This is a genomic window from Agrobacterium fabrum str. C58 (genome assembly GCF_000092025.1).
Taxonomy (GTDB): Bacteria; Pseudomonadota; Alphaproteobacteria; order Rhizobiales; family Rhizobiaceae; genus Agrobacterium; species Agrobacterium fabrum.
The window spans coordinates 902,086-917,114 of the sequence record NC_003062.2 but is presented as its reverse complement, the minus strand read 5'-3'; the positions used below and the strand labels follow the sequence as shown (position 1 = coordinate 917,114).

General features: G+C 60.0%; 18 protein-coding genes. 6 read left to right on the top strand and 12 right to left on the bottom strand.

Annotated elements, in window-relative coordinates:
- Positions 1-329: 329 nt before the first annotated feature.
- Complete coding sequence (locus tag ATU_RS04580) at positions 330-1,235, bottom strand: LysR family transcriptional regulator ArgP (RefSeq protein WP_010971259.1); 906 nt, start codon at positions 1,233-1,235, stop codon at positions 330-332.
- A gap of 374 nt (positions 1,236-1,609) precedes the next feature.
- Here ATU_RS04580 and ATU_RS04575 point away from each other — a divergent pair, with 374 nt between their 5' ends.
- From ATU_RS04575 to ATU_RS04565, 3 genes are all read left to right on the top strand, one after another.
- Positions 1,610-2,218, top strand: a complete 609-nt coding sequence (locus ATU_RS04575; protein ID WP_010971258.1) for a LysE/ArgO family amino acid transporter — start codon at positions 1,610-1,612, stop codon at positions 2,216-2,218.
- A 123-nt stretch (positions 2,219-2,341) separates the two neighbouring features.
- Positions 2,342-2,929, top strand: a complete 588-nt coding sequence (locus ATU_RS04570; RefSeq protein ID WP_010971257.1) for a DUF1214 domain-containing protein — start codon at positions 2,342-2,344, stop codon at positions 2,927-2,929.
- Positions 2,922-3,470, top strand: a complete 549-nt coding sequence (locus ATU_RS04565; RefSeq protein WP_010971256.1) for a DUF1254 domain-containing protein — start codon at positions 2,922-2,924, stop codon at positions 3,468-3,470. The genes ATU_RS04570 and ATU_RS04565 overlap by 8 nt, the downstream gene beginning before the upstream one ends.
- 20 nt (positions 3,471-3,490) lie before the next feature.
- On the opposite strand, the gene ATU_RS04560 is transcribed toward ATU_RS04565, so the two are convergent.
- Positions 3,491-3,679 carry a hypothetical protein gene (locus ATU_RS04560; protein ID WP_035214766.1) on the bottom strand — a complete coding sequence of 63 codons (189 nt, stop codon included), beginning with the start codon at positions 3,677-3,679 and terminating at the stop codon, positions 3,491-3,493.
- A 562-nt stretch (positions 3,680-4,241) separates the two neighbouring features.
- Between ATU_RS04560 and ATU_RS04555 the strand changes: the two genes are divergently transcribed.
- A complete protein-coding gene (locus ATU_RS04555) occupies positions 4,242-5,177 on the top strand; it encodes a DUF2336 domain-containing protein (RefSeq protein ID WP_180217530.1) in 936 nt (311 codons plus the stop codon).
- 56 nt (positions 5,178-5,233) lie between these two features.
- On the opposite strand, the gene ATU_RS04550 is transcribed toward ATU_RS04555, so the two are convergent.
- The 3 genes from ATU_RS04550 to ATU_RS04540 form a co-directional block, all read right to left on the bottom strand.
- Positions 5,234-5,590: a DUF1491 family protein gene (locus ATU_RS04550; protein ID WP_010971254.1), complete on the bottom strand. Its 357-nt coding sequence runs from the start codon at positions 5,588-5,590 to the stop codon at positions 5,234-5,236.
- A gap of 262 nt (positions 5,591-5,852) precedes the next feature.
- Positions 5,853-6,764: a peptidoglycan-binding domain-containing protein gene (locus tag ATU_RS04545; protein WP_035256732.1), complete on the bottom strand. Its 912-nt coding sequence runs from the start codon at positions 6,762-6,764 to the stop codon at positions 5,853-5,855.
- Positions 6,736-8,268 (bottom strand): sensor histidine kinase, encoded by a 1,533-nt coding sequence (locus ATU_RS04540; RefSeq protein WP_010971253.1) that lies wholly within the window; start codon positions 8,266-8,268, stop codon positions 6,736-6,738. Before ATU_RS04540 ends, ATU_RS04545 begins: the two co-directional genes overlap by 29 nt.
- Positions 8,269-8,755: 487 nt before the next feature.
- Between ATU_RS04540 and ATU_RS04535 the strand changes: the two genes are divergently transcribed.
- Both ATU_RS04535 and ATU_RS04530 read left to right on the top strand, forming a co-directional pair.
- Positions 8,756-9,181 (top strand): DUF5330 domain-containing protein, encoded by a 426-nt coding sequence (locus ATU_RS04535; RefSeq protein ID WP_006316637.1) that lies wholly within the window; start codon positions 8,756-8,758, stop codon positions 9,179-9,181.
- 212 nt (positions 9,182-9,393) lie between these two features.
- Positions 9,394-9,810 (top strand): SufE family protein, encoded by a 417-nt coding sequence (locus tag ATU_RS04530; protein ID WP_010971252.1) that lies wholly within the window; start codon positions 9,394-9,396, stop codon positions 9,808-9,810.
- Between the two features lie 21 nt (positions 9,811-9,831).
- On the opposite strand, the gene ATU_RS04525 is transcribed toward ATU_RS04530, so the two are convergent.
- The 7 genes from ATU_RS04525 to ATU_RS04495 form a co-directional block, all read right to left on the bottom strand.
- Positions 9,832-10,668: a DUF6456 domain-containing protein gene (locus ATU_RS04525; RefSeq protein WP_010971251.1), complete on the bottom strand. Its 837-nt coding sequence runs from the start codon at positions 10,666-10,668 to the stop codon at positions 9,832-9,834.
- On the bottom strand, positions 10,661-11,083 hold the full coding sequence (locus ATU_RS04520) for a helix-turn-helix domain-containing protein (protein WP_010971250.1): 423 nt from the start codon (positions 11,081-11,083) through the stop codon (positions 10,661-10,663). The genes ATU_RS04525 and ATU_RS04520 overlap by 8 nt, the downstream gene beginning before the upstream one ends.
- Positions 11,084-11,385: 302 nt before the next feature.
- Positions 11,386-11,814 (bottom strand): MucR family transcriptional regulator Ros, encoded by a 429-nt coding sequence (ros, locus tag ATU_RS04515; RefSeq protein ID WP_003509257.1) that lies wholly within the window; start codon positions 11,812-11,814, stop codon positions 11,386-11,388.
- A 433-nt stretch (positions 11,815-12,247) separates the two neighbouring features.
- Positions 12,248-12,580: a monovalent cation/H(+) antiporter subunit G gene (mnhG, locus tag ATU_RS04510; RefSeq protein ID WP_010971249.1), complete on the bottom strand. Its 333-nt coding sequence runs from the start codon at positions 12,578-12,580 to the stop codon at positions 12,248-12,250.
- Positions 12,577-12,963: a cation:proton antiporter gene (locus tag ATU_RS04505; RefSeq protein WP_010971248.1), complete on the bottom strand. Its 387-nt coding sequence runs from the start codon at positions 12,961-12,963 to the stop codon at positions 12,577-12,579. The genes mnhG and ATU_RS04505 overlap by 4 nt, the downstream gene beginning before the upstream one ends.
- Positions 12,960-13,439 (bottom strand): Na+/H+ antiporter subunit E, encoded by a 480-nt coding sequence (locus tag ATU_RS04500; RefSeq protein WP_010971247.1) that lies wholly within the window; start codon positions 13,437-13,439, stop codon positions 12,960-12,962. The genes ATU_RS04505 and ATU_RS04500 overlap by 4 nt, the downstream gene beginning before the upstream one ends.
- Positions 13,436-15,013, bottom strand: a complete 1,578-nt coding sequence (locus tag ATU_RS04495) for a Na+/H+ antiporter subunit D (RefSeq protein WP_010971246.1) — start codon at positions 15,011-15,013, stop codon at positions 13,436-13,438. Before ATU_RS04495 ends, ATU_RS04500 begins: the two co-directional genes overlap by 4 nt.
- Positions 15,014-15,029 lie beyond the last annotated feature (16 nt).

The following is a 15,029-nucleotide window of genomic DNA, read 5'->3' as shown; positions in this document are numbered from 1 at the left end:
AGTGTGCGTGGTCCGGACCATCGCTTGACCGGGACGGCCCGGAAGGTGGCGATGCGGCTCGGCGGTGATATCCGGGCGCATCGCGCTTATTGAGGATAATTACGGAGCGTGAGGTTTACCCCCCTCTGCCCTGCCGGGCATCTCCCCCACAAGGAGGGAGATCGACCAGTGGCGACCTGTCAACCACATTGAATGCTGCGGGAAGAGCGAGAAGCATGCGTCTTGCCGATCTCCCCCCTTGTGGGGGAGATGTCCGGCAGGACAGAGGGGGGTGAACCACACGTTCCAGCGCTCACCACATCGCCCACCGCCGCACGACCCGAACCACCTCACCCTACCGGCATCAACACCACCCTCGCCGTCCCCACCATATTTGCCGTCAACCCGGCCAACCGCTCCGCCGCAAGCCGGTTCACCTGCCAATAAAGCGGAATATCAAGCGGCGTGCCCGGCATCAGCTCAACCAGGCGGCCAGCAGCCAGATGCTCCGCCACCAGCTGCACCGGATTGAGCCCCCACCCCATGCCGGCAAGGCTCGCTTTCACAAAACCATCGGTCGAAGGCAGCCAGTGGGTGGGATAGGAGACATCCTCCCCCAGCGCTGTCCTGATCCAGCTCGCCTGCAGCCTGTCCTTCTGGTTGAAGGTCAATCCCGGCGCGCGGGCAAGGGCGGCGGGCGTGACGCCATCGGCAAAATGGCGGGCCATGAAATCCGGGCTGGCGGTGGCATGATAACGCAGCACGCCAAGCGGCGTTACCCGGCAACCCTGCACCGGTTTGTCGTGGGCGGTGACGGCGGCGAGCACCCTGCCGCCGCGCAGCCATTCCACCGTGTGATCCTGATCGTCGACGGCGATATTGACGAGATAATCGCTGCCGCCAGTGAATTTCGACACCGCGTCCAGAAACCAGGTGCCGAGGCTGTCGGCATTGGTGGCGATGTTGAGCGTCACCCGCTCCTGCGCATCGCCTGCCTCCGTGAGCGCTGGAAGCTGGCGGAACAATTCACTTTCCAGCATGCCGACATGATCCATGTGCCGGCAGAGCCATTCGCCCTTTTCCGTGGCCACGCAAGGGTTGCCGCGCACGATCAGCACAACGCCCAGCCGCTCCTCCAGCTGCTTGATACGCTGGGAAACGGCTGATGGCGTGACACACAGCACCTGCGCCGCCTTTTCGAAACTGCCGGTCCGGGCAACGAGCGCCACGGCGCGCATGGAAGGATAGTCGAGCATTATGGCACCTGAGGACGTTGGAATTAATGCGACTGGTGCGCCGCTACAGACCATTGGTGAGGAGCTCGCCTCTCCTCATTCCTGTGCTTGTCACAGGAATCCAGTCGACACGCGTCTGCGCGGCGGAAGAGTCTTTTCAGCTCAAGGACTTGGGCTCGCTGGATTCCTGTGACAAGCACAGGAATGAGGGTTGAGGGGAGATAGCGCCTCAGAAAAGCACTATGCGAAATGACATGGCAAGACATTAGCTCAACTTATCTGGATGGAGTTTATTTAACTGGATTAAACCATCCCACCCAAATATCCAAGTACTCGGTCCGCAAGCGAGGGCTTGCGCCATTTCGCATGGACAAAGACAAGAGGCTTCGACGCGCATGGACATCCAGATCTTCTTCACCGGCCTCACCATGGGCCTCAGCCTCATCGTCGCCATCGGCGCGCAGAATGCCTTCGTGCTGAAACAGGGGCTGGCGCGTTCGCATGTGTTTGCCGTCTGCGCTACCTGCGCGATATCAGATGCGCTGCTGATTATGGTCGGTGTGTTCGGTTTTCAGCGGATCAGCGCGATCATGCCGGCGCTCGATCCCATCATGCGTTATGCGGGGGCGGCTTTTCTTATCTGGTATGGCGCCAAAAGCCTGTATTCGGCGCTGCGTTCATCCGAGGTGCTGTCTGTGGCCGAGCGGCGGGAGGCGAGCCTGTGGCAGACGCTTGCCATCTGCCTGGCGCTCACCTTCCTCAATCCGCATGTCTATCTCGATACCGTCGTGCTGCTCGGCACGATTTCCACGCAGTTTCCCGGTTTCGAAAAGACCTTTGCGGCAGGCGCGGCAACCGGCTCGCTGCTGTTCTTCTTTTCGCTGGGTTACGGCGCGCGCTGGCTGCGGCCGATCTTCGAAAAACCCTCTGCCTGGCGCATTCTCGAAGGCGTCATCGCCATCACCATGTGGGCCATCGCGTTCAAGCTGGTCATGGGTGCGTAGGGGGGTGCATAAGGGCAGGAATTTCGCGCTCGCGTCACTTTCAAGAGGACTAAACAGGCCACGCCATTTTCCAAACGGGGAATCAGTGATAGTCCTCGACCTGTTCGAAAACGGGAAAACAGCGTGTTCCGAGTTCCATTCCTTGTCGGCATTGCCCTTCTGATCGCCTTTGGCGGCGGTATTGCCGCGACGATGGCAGCGCTTGAAGCGACATCGGGTTTCGGCTCGATCCGTATCGGCTCCTGGGATGCCTTTCCCGAGGCGCAGACGATCGAGGCCGACCCTTACGCGAAATCGCACCGCGCCGACGCCGGCAAACTGCTTTACGGCACAGCCGAGGGACTGTCTTTCACCGCCGCCGTGGATAGCGATGGCCAGCGCCTGAGCGGTGAATGCCGCTATCGTCTGGCCGGCGCCGTGCCGCCGGCGCGTTTCTGGACGCTTTATACCGCCGACCAGCAGGGCAATGTGCTGGCCGAAGATGCCGGGCGGCCCTTCGCGCTCAATTCCCGTACGCTGCTGCGCAGCGCCGATGGCGGCATCGATATCACCATCGCCCCCGATGCCCAGACCTATAATTGGCTGGCGGTGCCGCAGGGCCAGACCTTCAAACTCGTCATGACGCTGCTCGATACGCCGGTTGCCGGTAGTTCCGGCCTGATCGACATTTCCATGCCGCAGATCCGCAAGCTGGGGTGTGGCAATGCTTAGGATCCTGCTCGCCATCATCACCGGCCTCGTTGCCGCCGCCGTGCTGCATGTCATCGTCATTCTGGCGATACCGCATTTCAGCAATCGCGACGCCTATACGCGGGCGCTGGCGGAAGGAAGACCGCATCTGTTTCATCTGCTCGAGGAGACGACGGAGAAAAAGACCCTCGGCAGCGGCGATCCCTTCATGCGGGTGGCCGTCTGCACCTTCAATATCGAGGAACAGCCGGTCCGGCTCACCGCCATCGGCGCCGTGCCCTTCTGGTCGGTCGCGGTTTACGACAAGGCTTCGAACGAGGTGTTCAGCATGAACGACCGCACGTCCGCCGGCGGCGAGATGGATATTCTGGTGGCCGATGCGGTGCAGATCGCCGCTATCCGCAAGGCGCAGCCTCCCGCGCTCTCTCAGGCCATTCTGGCGGAATCGGATCAGACGGAAGGGTATGTGGTGTTGCGAACCATGGTGCCGCAGCCGAGTTTCGGCGAAGAGGCGGAGCGGTTCCTGAACGAGGCGAAATGCCAGCCGACGCCGTGGAAATAACGTCGGTTCATCGTCGATAATCAGGACTTGAGGGCAGTCTCCGCTGCGGATTTGCCCTTGTGCGCGACTTTTCCGGTCGGTTCGGTATCGCGTTTCTCATAACGAACGCCGGTAAACAGCACGACCTTCGCCGGGCCGATAACGTGTGCAACCACGCCAGCGGGGCGCAGGCTTCGTCGGGCGTCGCCAATTGCAATAATCTCTGCCATGCTCATCTCCTCTTCGGGACATGATTGTCAATGTTGCCCATGGGAACCGCGCAAGCCTCGTCTTGCGTCGGGAAATGTCATCACCATCACATTGCGCATAGGCCAGTCCACAGACTGGTTTTCGCACGATCCAAAAATCCAAAGTGATTCTTATAAGGCGATCGTGCGCAGATTCAGGCTTCACATGCCATTTTTGCATTTTTTCCGAAGATCAGAATAACATGGAATCCTAATACTGCCCATGGAATTACAAACAGACAGAGGTTAATGATCCGTTAACCCTAATTACCGGACCCTCATTTCTTTCTCTGTGAGCCGCACCCGTTGAAAACTAAGGCGATGCAGCAAAGTTCCATCGGATTTCCGGCGTCATCAAGGTTTTAAAATTTCCTTGTTGAAAGAGGCAGATTCCCTCTTGCCACCCCCCATAGTTAACAGGACGTCAACGCATTTGCTCTAATTTGAGCCGATATTGTGTTTGCGTTTGTTGGGTAGTGCGTTGACCGACCGGTTTCGAGAACTTGAGAGGCCAAGAGCCATTAGGAAGAAAGATGTGGTGCTTATGGCCACGGTGACGAATTTCGAGTCTGTGTCCCATCCGTCAAAAACGGACCTCCGGCAGTTCGCCGAACTTTTCATGCCGCTTTTCAACGCCTCCACCGAAGAAGCCAAGCGCGAGGCCATCGCCGCGCTCTCGCAGCATCCGAGCGTGCCTTCGGCCGTCGCCTTCTTCATTGCCTGCCAGCCGATTTCGCTTTCGGCACCCTTCCTCATCTCCTCCAAATGCCTTGACGATGACACGCTGATCACCATTGCCCGCACGCAAGGGGCAGCCCATGCGCGCACCATCGTGCGGCGTGAAGACCTCTCCCCCACCGTCATCGATGCGCTTGTCGGGCTTCGCCATGCCGAAGATCTGAAACGGCCGGACGATCAGGCTGACGTCGCCGAACCGCAGGCGGTAGCAAATCCTGAAAAGCCAAAAGCGGAAGAAAAGACCGACAACATCGCCGCCGCTTCCGCATTCGAAGAAGAAATGCGCCGGCGCATCAAGCAGATGGCGCATCACCTCAACCGCCCGGAAAACGATATTCTCGGCCTTCGCCGCCTGAGCGAGGTGCAGGAAGCGCTGCTCGTGCGTTTCGCGCGTGAACGCAACGCCCGGCAATTTGCGGTGGCGCTGGCGGACTCTCTCTCCTCCAGCTACTGGCTGTCGGAGCGCATCATGCTAGATATATCAGGCGTGCAGTTGGCCACGACGCTGACCGGCCTCGGAATGGAGTTTTCCGAAGCGGCCTTCGTGCTGCAATGCTTCTATCCGCATCTTTCCGCCGCCGAAGGCGACATGAGCCGTGCGGAAGCCCTGCTCGACGGCCTCGACGTCGTGCAGTGCGAAGAGCGGCTGGAAAGCTGGCGGCGCGCCGACAGCTATACACATGGCCGCGAACGACCAAGCCACAGCGCACCGGCCACGCAGAGAACCGGGACGCAGGGTTAGGCAGGCTGGCCCCGCATCTTCACGGGTTGAAGAGGCATGCCCTGGACCGGGCAGTTCTAGGCCTGCGGCTGGTCCACCAGCGTCAGCAGGGTTCCGATCTCATCGGTCTCGATCTCCACGACCCACAGGTCGCTGTCGAACCGCCTTTCCCGTTCCAGCAGGGCGGCAATCTCCTCGCCCTCCACGCCGGCCAGACGCGTTTCGAAACGGCGCTCGGCGCGCATGATGTCCTCGTCATCGGCGAAGCTCTGCGGGGCGGGTCCATAGAGGTTCTCGCGGCCGTCACGCAGCCGCTGGCGCACGAAGATCGCCCCCGCCGCCTCCGCGCCTTTCTTTTCCACAGCGGCAAATCCACCGGCGGCAAAAACGCGGCGGATGAGGGCTGAGACGAACATTTCGGATTTGAGGCGCATGGGGTTGCTTTCGGTGGAGACAGTGGCCGGGCCGGTAGGCCTGGATGGACGTGGCTTACCCCCCTCTGCCCTGCCGGGCATCTCCCCCTCAAGGGGGGAGATCGGCAGGAGGCACTACTGCCACTTCATTCGCAAACGTTAAGATGGGCGAGACTTATCCACATATCGATCTCCCTCCTTGAGGGGGAGATGCCCGGCAGGGCAGAGGGGGGTAAAGCCCCGCGCACCCTTGGTCCGCCGTCAACACTCTGGAAGCTTAAATCTAAAGCGCCCCGATCGACTTCAACTTCTTCAGCACAACCTCACTCGGCTCGCCGGTTTCCGGCAAGCGATAATGTTTCTCAAACGCCCTGATAGCATTGCGGGTCTGTTGCCCCGCCACACCGTCCACTTTCACATCGGCATAAGCGATATTGATCAGCCCCTGCTGGATCCTGGAGATCAGGTCGCGGCTTGCGGGCTTTGCGGCATTGGCCGAAGTGTTGAGGGAGGCCGGCTCGGCTTTCGGGCGCGGAGCCTCCGCCTTGCGGATGGCAGCTGCCACGGGATCGATCTCGACGCCGCCGCTGGTGTCGGAAGGCCGGTCTTTCGGGATCGCGGCAACGGTCGCGCCATCGATCTTCAGCGCCGCCAGCACCCGGGTCGTTGGCTCGCCGGTCTGCTCCATGCCCAGCGTTTCCTCGAAGAACATGATGGCGGCGGCGGTCTTCGGCCCCATGCGGCCATCCGCGTCGCCTTCATAGAGCCCACGCTTCTTCAGCTCAGCCTGAATATCGGCGACGATCTGCTGCGGCTTCTGGCTGTCGGCGGCGGGAAGTGCCGCGGTTTCCGCGGCGGCCGGAGGCTGCGCCGTCTCGTTTTCCGCCGGCCGCTCTATACGGAAGGTGGTGACGTTGCCGTGGGTGCCGAGCGGTTCGGTGGGACGATAACCGGCAATGCCGTTCGGGTTTTCCGCATCGCGCGTGCGCAGGAAGGGCGTCGGGTGGACGCCCGGCTGATACCAGAGCGCATTGGCGGCGACAAAACCGAAGACGACCGCAAAGGCACCGCAGCCGCCGACCAGTTTCGGATGGCGCAGGATTTCGCGCCCGATGGCCGAAACCACCAAGGAAACAAATCCGGCGCCGATCTGGGCCGTTGTTTTCTTAGGCGATTTTCGCTTTCGCGGGGCCATCGTCACCATCCTTCTTCATCTTCGCAGCCATGTCGCCGAGTTGGCGGATGCGCGGCGGGAATTCCACCATGCATTCGGTTTCAGCGTTTTCACCGCCACCTACCATGCCGGAACCGTCGGCAGGCAAGGTGATCGTTACGACCGTTCCCTCGGCGGGCTTGCTGGTGATGACGAAAGTGCCGCCATGCAGTGCCACAAGCCCCTTGACCAGGGACAGTCCCAGACCCGTGCCCTCATAGCGACGGGTATATTCATTCTGAACCTGCATGAAAGGCTGGCCCAGCAATTCGATCTTGTCGGATGCGATGCCGATGCCGGTATCGCTCACCGTCAGCTTCAGCATCCCACCTTCACGCGCGGCGTCGATTGACACCACACCACCCGCATCGGTGAATTTGATGGCATTGCCGGCGAGATTAATGAGGACCTGCCGGATGGCGCGCTGATCGGCCGAGATTTCGCCGATACCGCGCTGGATGCGGCTGGTCAATGTCAGGCCTTTTTCCTTCGCCTGCAGGCCGAGCATGGCTTCGCAGGACGCTATGGTCTCCGAAATCGGGAAGCTTTCCATCAGCAATTCGTAACGACCGGCTTCGAGCTTGCTCATATCCAGCATGGTGTTGACGACGGACAGGAGATGCGCGCCGGACTGGCGGATCAGGCCGACATATTCCCGCTGGCGGTCATTCTCCAGCCGGCCGAAATATTCGCCGGCCAGAATATCGGAAAAACCGAGGACGGCGTTGAGCGGCGTGCGCAGCTCATGGCTGACGGCGGCAAGGAAACGCGACTTGGCGTCATTGGCCGATTCCGCCTCCGCCGCCTTGCGGGCAACGTCCCGGCGAAGGCGCTCCATCTCAGTGACATCTGAAAGCTGGGCGACGATACGGCGCAGGCGGCCGGTCGCGCCGCGGATTGCAGTCATCTCGATACGGACGTGCATGAATTGCGTCTGGCGCGATTTTGCTCCCGTTTCGAACCGAAGCTCGGCCGTAGCCTTGTCCTCGCCCTGCCGCAGCAGGTCGAAAGCCTGCATCAGTTCGATGCGATCGGAGACGTAGACATATTCAGCAAAGATCTCGCCCTTGCTGGCCTTGAGATCAGCGGGGAAACTGTCGCGGTCGCGGCCGGAGACGCGCTCGACGAGACCGTTTTCATTGAGGGTGAGAACGAGGCCGGGCACCTGCGCGGCGGCGATCATATCCTCATCGCCGGAAGGCGCCGAAGGCGAAGAGAAACCGCCTGCGGGACGTGAAAAGGCAATCAGCAGCGCGGCGGCGGCGAGATAAAGCGCCAGCACCACGGCCGCGCCGATGGGCAGCGCGATAGCGGGGCTGAAAACAAGGCTGAACAGGGCTGGTACAATAAAAAGGCCGACGGCGCTGAAGGCGATCAGCCGGCGCAGGCGTGCAATGGTTCCGGCGCGCCTTTCGGCGTCCTCTTCCATGCGCGCAAGCCATCTGCCCGCGGCATGGTCGACCAGTGCGACCGCTTTTTCTCTCATATTACGCAATACCAAACCCGAATCTTAAAGGCGGTTCCAACGGCCTCGACAATAGAAGGCGGCGGCTTAAGGAATGGATAAAAAGAATGGCGCCAAAGGCCCGTCAAATGCGCCGCAGTCCCAATACGGGGCATTTATTCCAAGCTTTGCCAATCATGGTTAATGACGGGTAAGCGACGGATTTCGCTTCATTTTCGCCATCGTGTTAACCTTTGTGGCAAGGCTTGCCGCCGCTTTGCCCGGGAACGCGTGGGCTCTGTCGCAATTATGCTTAACATGGACTGTTAAAATGCGAATGAATTGATGGCGGGCGTGCCGACACGAGGAGAATAGATACAATTTGAATTAAATTGCGCCGCTTTTTGCAATCGGCTGTTCGCCGGTCGCCTGTAGCTTCATCACAAGCCCGAAAAACGGGACAAAGGCCGATGATCCGAAACCGGGCGGGGCTTTAGAAAACAAAGATCATCTGGCAGGGTGTCTGACAATGTGGTTTCTGATCAAAGGAACATTCTGGTTTTCGCTGGTGCTCGTGGCGCTGTCCTATATCGGCAGCAGCAACGATCCGGCCAAGGAACCTTCGGCATTTGATCTTCCCAGCGCCGTTTCGGCCGCAGGGGAAGCCTATCGTTATGTCAGCGCCATCTGCATCGAAAAACCCGATGTCTGCGTCAAGGGCGCCGAAACCTTCCATGCTCTCGGAGAGCGGGCAAAGGAAGGCGCAAAGGTTGCCTATGAACTGCTGGACAAGCAGCTTGCCTCCGGTGACAAGCCCGCTGATGTTGCTGACATTGCCGCAGACGCCGAAAAACTGGCGGCAGCCCCCGTTGTCAGCGTCGAATTTCCCGGGAAGCCCGACATGCTGAAGACCGGCACCGTTATTCCCCTGCCGCAGAAGCGCCCAACTCCTTGATCTTATCGGTCCCTGATCCTGCCGACCTCTGATTTTCAGAGGCACACCACAGCATTCATTTGCAGACGGATATATCCGTCCGCCCACTGCCTGCCTGACTTGCCCACGGAAACCTGTTTTCCGTGGGCTTTTTCTTGCACATGGTTCAAAACCGCGCACACTTCCCCTATATGCTGGGAAAGACATTGAATAACGGATGATACGGCGCAACCATGGCCTCTCTCGAAACGATCCTCGACGACTTCGCTTTCCTCGACGACTGGGAGGATCGCTATCGTTATGTCATCGAACTCGGCAAGGCCCTTCCCGAGTTGCCGGAGGACAAGCGCACGCCCGAGAACAAGGTGCAGGGATGCGCCAGCCAGGTCTGGCTCGTCAGCCACAGCGATGGCGCGGAAGACCCACTCATGACCTTTGAAGGCGATTCGGATGCGCATATCGTGCGCGGCCTCGTCGCCATCGTGCTCACCGTCTATTCAGGCAGAAAAGCATCCGAAATTGCCGATCTGGATGCCATCGAGGTGTTTAGCAAGATTGGGTTGGTGGAGCACCTCTCCGCACAGCGCGCCAATGGCCTGCGCTCGATGATCAAGCGCATCCGCGACGAAGCCCGGCTGCTGGCGGCCTGAGCCCTCACCCCCTTGCCATCCCTATCTGAGAGAAGGGCGATAGTCCGCGTCGCCCCAATGGCGTTCCTTGGGGCGATCCTTGCCCCGCGCAGGGGGAACAGGCGGCGCGTAGTGGCGGGCGAGCGAGAGCAGCGCTGCCCTGAGCAGTAATTTCGCCGAGCGCGCCGGCCATAGTCTTTCCCGCTCCACCGTCTCCAGCCCCTTTTCGAAGCAGCAGATATCGATGGCGACGCCCGAAAGTTCCGGGCCCATCGCATCCGCCGCGCGGGAAAACCGCGCCCTTGCGGCCATTGCAGCTTCGGTGAGATCAAGGGCGCCTCCCGCCTCCCCCTTGCCGCGACTGGCAATGCGCGGTTCCCACGTCGCCGTGACCCTGGGATTGAGATGGCCGCGATGAAAATCGGCAGCGAGGCGCTCGCCCGCCGCCAGCGCGTCTTCAGGAAAAAATGCGCTGCCATCCCGCTCCTTCAATCGTGAAAGGCTGGTGAGCGGCGCGGTGTTGAGGTTGCGCCGGGCCGGCTGTTTCGTTTCGTCGATCTCAACCACGACGGTCTGTATATCCCGGTGCTGCTCCTGAAACACCTCGTCCCGGTCCTTTGCCGTGGCCCGTTTCAGATAGGAGGCAAGCGGCGGTGCGGCGGAAAGGCTGTTCTGCCGCCACTCCAGCAAGCCCGAGGAAACGGCAAGCCGCACCGTCTCGGTCGGAAACCGCTGAACTGCCTGCCCCGGGCGCTTGCGGCGCAGGACGATCTCGTTCCCCTCCTCGGTGACATCAGCCGCACCGGACGCGATACAACGCAGAAGCGGCAGCAGGATGCGATGAGCCGAAGCGGTCTGGGCGTTTTTCAGTTCATTCATCCCTTCCTCCTTTCATCACGCTGAAAATGCCGACGACAAGCCGCTCCAGCACGGCGACGAACTCATCAAAGGCCGGCTCGTCACGCCGGTCCTCGACCACCTGGCAGGCATGGCCCACCGTCGTTCTGTCCCGGCCAAAACAGGGGCCGATATCCGACATGGGGATGCCGAGCGCGACATGGCAGACATACATCGCGATCTGACGGATGTGGCATTCGATGCGTCGGCGGTCGCGACGCGCCGCAAAGCGATCACCCGTCAATTGCACCATCTCCCCGGTGAGCTGCCGCACCAGACGGCAAAGACGGGCAATCTCCTCCCGTCCGGCAACCGGCGGCCAGTGACGGAAAGGGCGATCGACAGCCTGCATGCGAGGCCGCGCGGCGGCAGACAGAAGCAATGTATCCGACGGCATATGCAACTCCTCTACGAATAGGAATTAATTCATACACCTGTGGACGGATGCGGGGAAGTAAGAATTTGCCCCCGCAAATATACCAATTGATTTCACATCATTTTTTGGATCGCGGCAGCGCCAGAGAAGGATTTTTTTCCTCTATTGAAATTCCGCGCGGCAATAAAAAAGCCGGTCGATGGACCGGCTGGACATTTTCATACGGGAAGAAACGGCCTCGAAGACAGCCAATCCGGGTGAGCGGATGAACCCTGCCGCCTTCTCCCCGCCGGGGAGAAGAACAGACCGGAGCGTCGTGACAATCAGCGGCTGGCCTTGCGGCGCTGGCCGAGACCCATTTCCTTGGCGAGCCGCGAGCGGGCTTCGGCATAGGCGGGAGCAACCATCGGATAGTCGACCGGCAGATCCCATTTTTCGCGATATTCTTCCGGCGTCATGCTGTGATGCGTCGTGAGATGCCGCTTCAGCGACTTGAACGAGCCGCCACATTCCAAACAGACGATGTGATCGTCCTGAACCGACTTGCGGACCGAGACGGCAGGCTTCTGCTTTTCAACATTGACCGCCACCGATGCCGGTGCCGATGTTCCGCTGAGCGCCGTGTGAACATCCGAAATAAGGCCGGGAAGCTCTGTGACCGGAACGACGTGGTTGCTAACATAGGCAGCCACAATATCCGCCGTCAGTTCGACCAGCAGATCCTGGGCGTTACCGTATGCAGTTTCCGTCATTTAAGTATCTCCTGTTTATTGATCCCCTGACGCGGGCGAACGCCGCGTCGAGCGATGTGAAGTTACCCGGTGCCCCACCTTCGCTTTGTTGAAACCAACGTGAAATCTACCCCTAGATTTCAAGCGAAAACCGGAAACGAATTAATCCGAGATTCAACTTACGGCCTGCGACATGGGCAGCAATGGTCCGATGGGCCATAGATTAGACATTAATAAAATGCCCATGCCGACTATGAAGAGGCTAGATGCAAATCGCGATAAGCAACTTTACACTTAATTTGGATAACAGCAAAACAGCAAAAGTCAAATTCCTAGTGTCAATTTTTCAGTTCAAAACAGTCTAATTCGAATACAAAAAATTACGGGTAATAAAATACTATGCCTAGTGGTAATTGAAAATGAATACCCCCCATTATTAGGGGGATTTTCAACTTCACATTTTCTTGAGGTCATCAACTACCGATTTATCGGCCAGCGGATAACCTGCCTTGTGCGCCGCCATCGCAAGAAGATGCGCAGAGACCGGTGCAGTGAGAATGAAGAATAAAAAACCGGCCAGCGCACGCGCCAGCGTCGACAGTTCCATGGAATGGATGCCCACCGCCAGAAGCAACAGGCCGGACCCCACCGTTCCCGCCTTGGAAGCGGCATGCATGCGGGTATAGACGTCAGGCAGGCGATTAAGCCCGATGGCCGCAATCAGCGAAAAGAGGGCGCCGGAGAGCGTCAGCGCCGCAACGAGAATTGCCACGATCCAGCCCATCATCGCCTGCCCCTCCCCTTTTTGCCGCGCGCATCGTTTTCCATAGGTTTTTCAATTACTTCAGATGCCCTGTCCCCATCGAGAACCGTCGCTCTCCTGCGTCGATCGTCGGGACCACGCGACAGCACGAAACGGGCAAAGGCAACCGTCGCCAGAAAACCGACCAGCCCGAGCGCAATGGCGATATCGACATAAAGGGTAAAGCCGGTGCGGATGGCGATAACAGCGATGAAGCCGATGGCGATACCCACCAGCATGTCGAGCGCAACGATGCGATCCGGCAGGGTCGGGCCAACGACGACACGATAGACTGTCAGCAAGAAGGCAGCCGACAATACAACCGTTGCAAGTATAGTTGCGAATGAAACTGTGAGTTCCGGCGTCATATCTGGAACGCCTCCATGATCTTTCTTTCGAAGCCGTTTCGGATGTCGTTTTTCGTGGCTTCGATATCGCTGCAGTCGATCGCGTGCACGTAGAGCGTCTTTCTATCCGCGGAAACATCGACGGAGAGCGTGCCCGGCGTGAGCGTGATGAGATTGGCAAGCAGCGTGATTTCGAAATCCGTCGTCACCGTCAGCGGATAGGCGAAAATGCCGGGCTGCACGTCAAGCTTCGGCCGCGTCACCAGCACCGCCACTTTCCAGGCCGAGAGCGCCAATTCCTTGAAGAACAGCAGCACCAGCGACAGCACGCGGAAAAGCCTGAGCCAGTGGCTGCGCCCGCCCGGAAGCTGGTGGCGGATCAGCCCGAGCGCCAGTGTCGAAACGATGAGGGCGAAGACAATATTCGCCAGCGTGAGGCTGCCCGTCACGGCGAGCCAGACGGCAATAAACACCAATTGCACGGTGTAGAGGCTCATGGCTTTCCCCCTTGCGGAAAGACCGACTGAATATAGGCCTGCGGATTACCAAGACCAGCCGCCGCCTGCTGGCTGAGATTGAGCAGGCTTTCCGGGAACAGGCCGAAGAACACCACCAGCAAAGTCAGCCCCACCAGTGGCGCGACAGACGGGGCCGGCGGACGTGCGGCGGGCTGCAAGGCAGGCTGGCCGGCGGACGTCGTTACTGGGCGCCAGAAACAGAGCAGGAATACCCGTCCGAAGGCGATGGTGGCGATGAAACCGGAGACGAGAATGGCGGCGGCGAGCCACCAGGCGCCGATATCGATGGCCGACTTGACCAGAACCGCCTTCGGCCAGAAGCCGGAAAAAGGTGGCAGGCCGGAACCGGCGAAAAACAGCGCAAGCGCCAGTGCCGAAAACCACGGGGCCTGCCGGTAAAGGTCGCCAAGCGACGTGAGGCTGAAACCGCCGCCGAGGCGGGCGGCATGGCCGGCGGCGAGATAAAGCGCCGTCATCAGGACCATGGAATGCAGGGCATAAAAGATGGCGCCCGATACGCCTGACGGCGTGCCGATGGCGATGCCGGCCATCATGTAGCCGATGCCCGAGATGACGATGTAACCGAGCATGCGGCGGATATCGTTCTGGGCGAGTGCGCCCATGGCGCCCAGCACCATGGTGAGTGCGGCGGAAATGGCGATGACGATGCTCAGTTCTTCCCGCTCGACCGGAAACAGCATGACCATGACGCGCAGCAGCGAATAGATGCCGACCTTGGTGAGCAGGCCACCAAAGAGCGCGGAAACGACGATGCGCGGCGTGTGATAAGAGGCGGGCAGCCAGAAATTCACCGGAAAGGCGGCGGCCTTCATGGCGAAGGCGAGCGCGAAGAGGCTGGCGAGCGTCATCAACGGCGCGGTGCCACGCAGCTCCGTTGCCTTGAGCGCAATATCGGCCATGTTGAGCGTGCCGAAGATGGCATAAAGATATCCGACCGTGATCAGGAACAGGGTCGTGCCGATGAGGTTCAGGATGGCGTATTTCAGTGCGCCATCGATCTGCTCGCGCGTGGAACCGAGCACGATGAGGCCGAAGGACGAGATCAGCAGCACCTCGAACCAGACATAGAGGTTGAAGAGATCACCGGTCAGGAAAGCGCCGGTGACGCCCGCCATCAGCAACATCAGGAAAGGATAGAAGCCATAACGCCTGCCGCTGGCATCGATATCCGCGCCAGCATGGATGGCGCCGGCAAGCGCGACGATGGCGGCGGCGAGCGACAGGAGCGCGCCGGTGAGATCGGCGGTGAAGGCAATGCCGAAGGGCGGCAGCCAGCGGCCCATGACCATGGTGAACGGGCCTTGCGTGGCAACCTTCCAGAGCAGTGCTGCATTAAGGATCACCAGCAAAGAAAGTGCGGCAATGGCGACTGCGGCATGGTGGCGGATGGCGTGGCGCATCATCATCAGCACGGCCCCTGCGCCGATGCACAGCGCGATGGGCAGGATGATCAGCCAGTCGGCAAGCGGCACGGGCGCCATCACAAGCGCTGCGGAAAGATCGGTCACGGTTGATGTGGTGGAGGAAGCCATGTCGTCTCTGCCTCGC

What these genes read in the sequence shown, in the direction of transcription:
- ATU_RS04580 (WP_010971259.1), bottom strand. Translation starts at nt 1,235, where the DNA reads ATGCTCGACTATCCTTCCATGCGCGCCGTGGCGCTCGTTGCCCGGACC.
- ATU_RS04575 (WP_010971258.1), top strand. Translation starts at nt 1,610, where the DNA reads ATGGACATCCAGATCTTCTTCACCGGCCTCACCATGGGCCTCAGCCTC.
- ATU_RS04565 (WP_010971256.1), top strand. Translation starts at nt 2,922, where the DNA reads ATGCTTAGGATCCTGCTCGCCATCATCACCGGCCTCGTTGCCGCCGCC.
- ATU_RS04560 (WP_035214766.1), bottom strand. Translation starts at nt 3,679, where the DNA reads ATGGCAGAGATTATTGCAATTGGCGACGCCCGACGAAGCCTGCGCCCC.
- ATU_RS04555 (WP_180217530.1), top strand. Translation starts at nt 4,242, where the DNA reads ATGGCCACGGTGACGAATTTCGAGTCTGTGTCCCATCCGTCAAAAACG.
- ATU_RS04550 (WP_010971254.1), bottom strand. Translation starts at nt 5,590, where the DNA reads ATGCGCCTCAAATCCGAAATGTTCGTCTCAGCCCTCATCCGCCGCGTT.
- ATU_RS04545 (WP_035256732.1), bottom strand. Translation starts at nt 6,764, where the DNA reads ATGGCCCCGCGAAAGCGAAAATCGCCTAAGAAAACAACGGCCCAGATC.
- ATU_RS04540 (WP_010971253.1), bottom strand. Translation starts at nt 8,268, where the DNA reads ATGAGAGAAAAAGCGGTCGCACTGGTCGACCATGCCGCGGGCAGATGG.
- ATU_RS04535 (WP_006316637.1), top strand. Translation starts at nt 8,756, where the DNA reads ATGTGGTTTCTGATCAAAGGAACATTCTGGTTTTCGCTGGTGCTCGTG.
- ATU_RS04530 (WP_010971252.1), top strand. Translation starts at nt 9,394, where the DNA reads ATGGCCTCTCTCGAAACGATCCTCGACGACTTCGCTTTCCTCGACGAC.
- ATU_RS04525 (WP_010971251.1), bottom strand. Translation starts at nt 10,668, where the DNA reads ATGAATGAACTGAAAAACGCCCAGACCGCTTCGGCTCATCGCATCCTG.
- ATU_RS04520 (WP_010971250.1), bottom strand. Translation starts at nt 11,083, where the DNA reads ATGCCGTCGGATACATTGCTTCTGTCTGCCGCCGCGCGGCCTCGCATG.
- ros (WP_003509257.1), bottom strand. Translation starts at nt 11,814, where the DNA reads ATGACGGAAACTGCATACGGTAACGCCCAGGATCTGCTGGTCGAACTG.
- mnhG (WP_010971249.1), bottom strand. Translation starts at nt 12,580, where the DNA reads ATGATGGGCTGGATCGTGGCAATTCTCGTTGCGGCGCTGACGCTCTCC.
- ATU_RS04505 (WP_010971248.1), bottom strand. Translation starts at nt 12,963, where the DNA reads ATGACGCCGGAACTCACAGTTTCATTCGCAACTATACTTGCAACGGTT.
- ATU_RS04500 (WP_010971247.1), bottom strand. Translation starts at nt 13,439, where the DNA reads ATGAGCCTCTACACCGTGCAATTGGTGTTTATTGCCGTCTGGCTCGCC.
- ATU_RS04495 (WP_010971246.1), bottom strand. Translation starts at nt 15,013, where the DNA reads ATGGCTTCCTCCACCACATCAACCGTGACCGATCTTTCCGCAGCGCTT.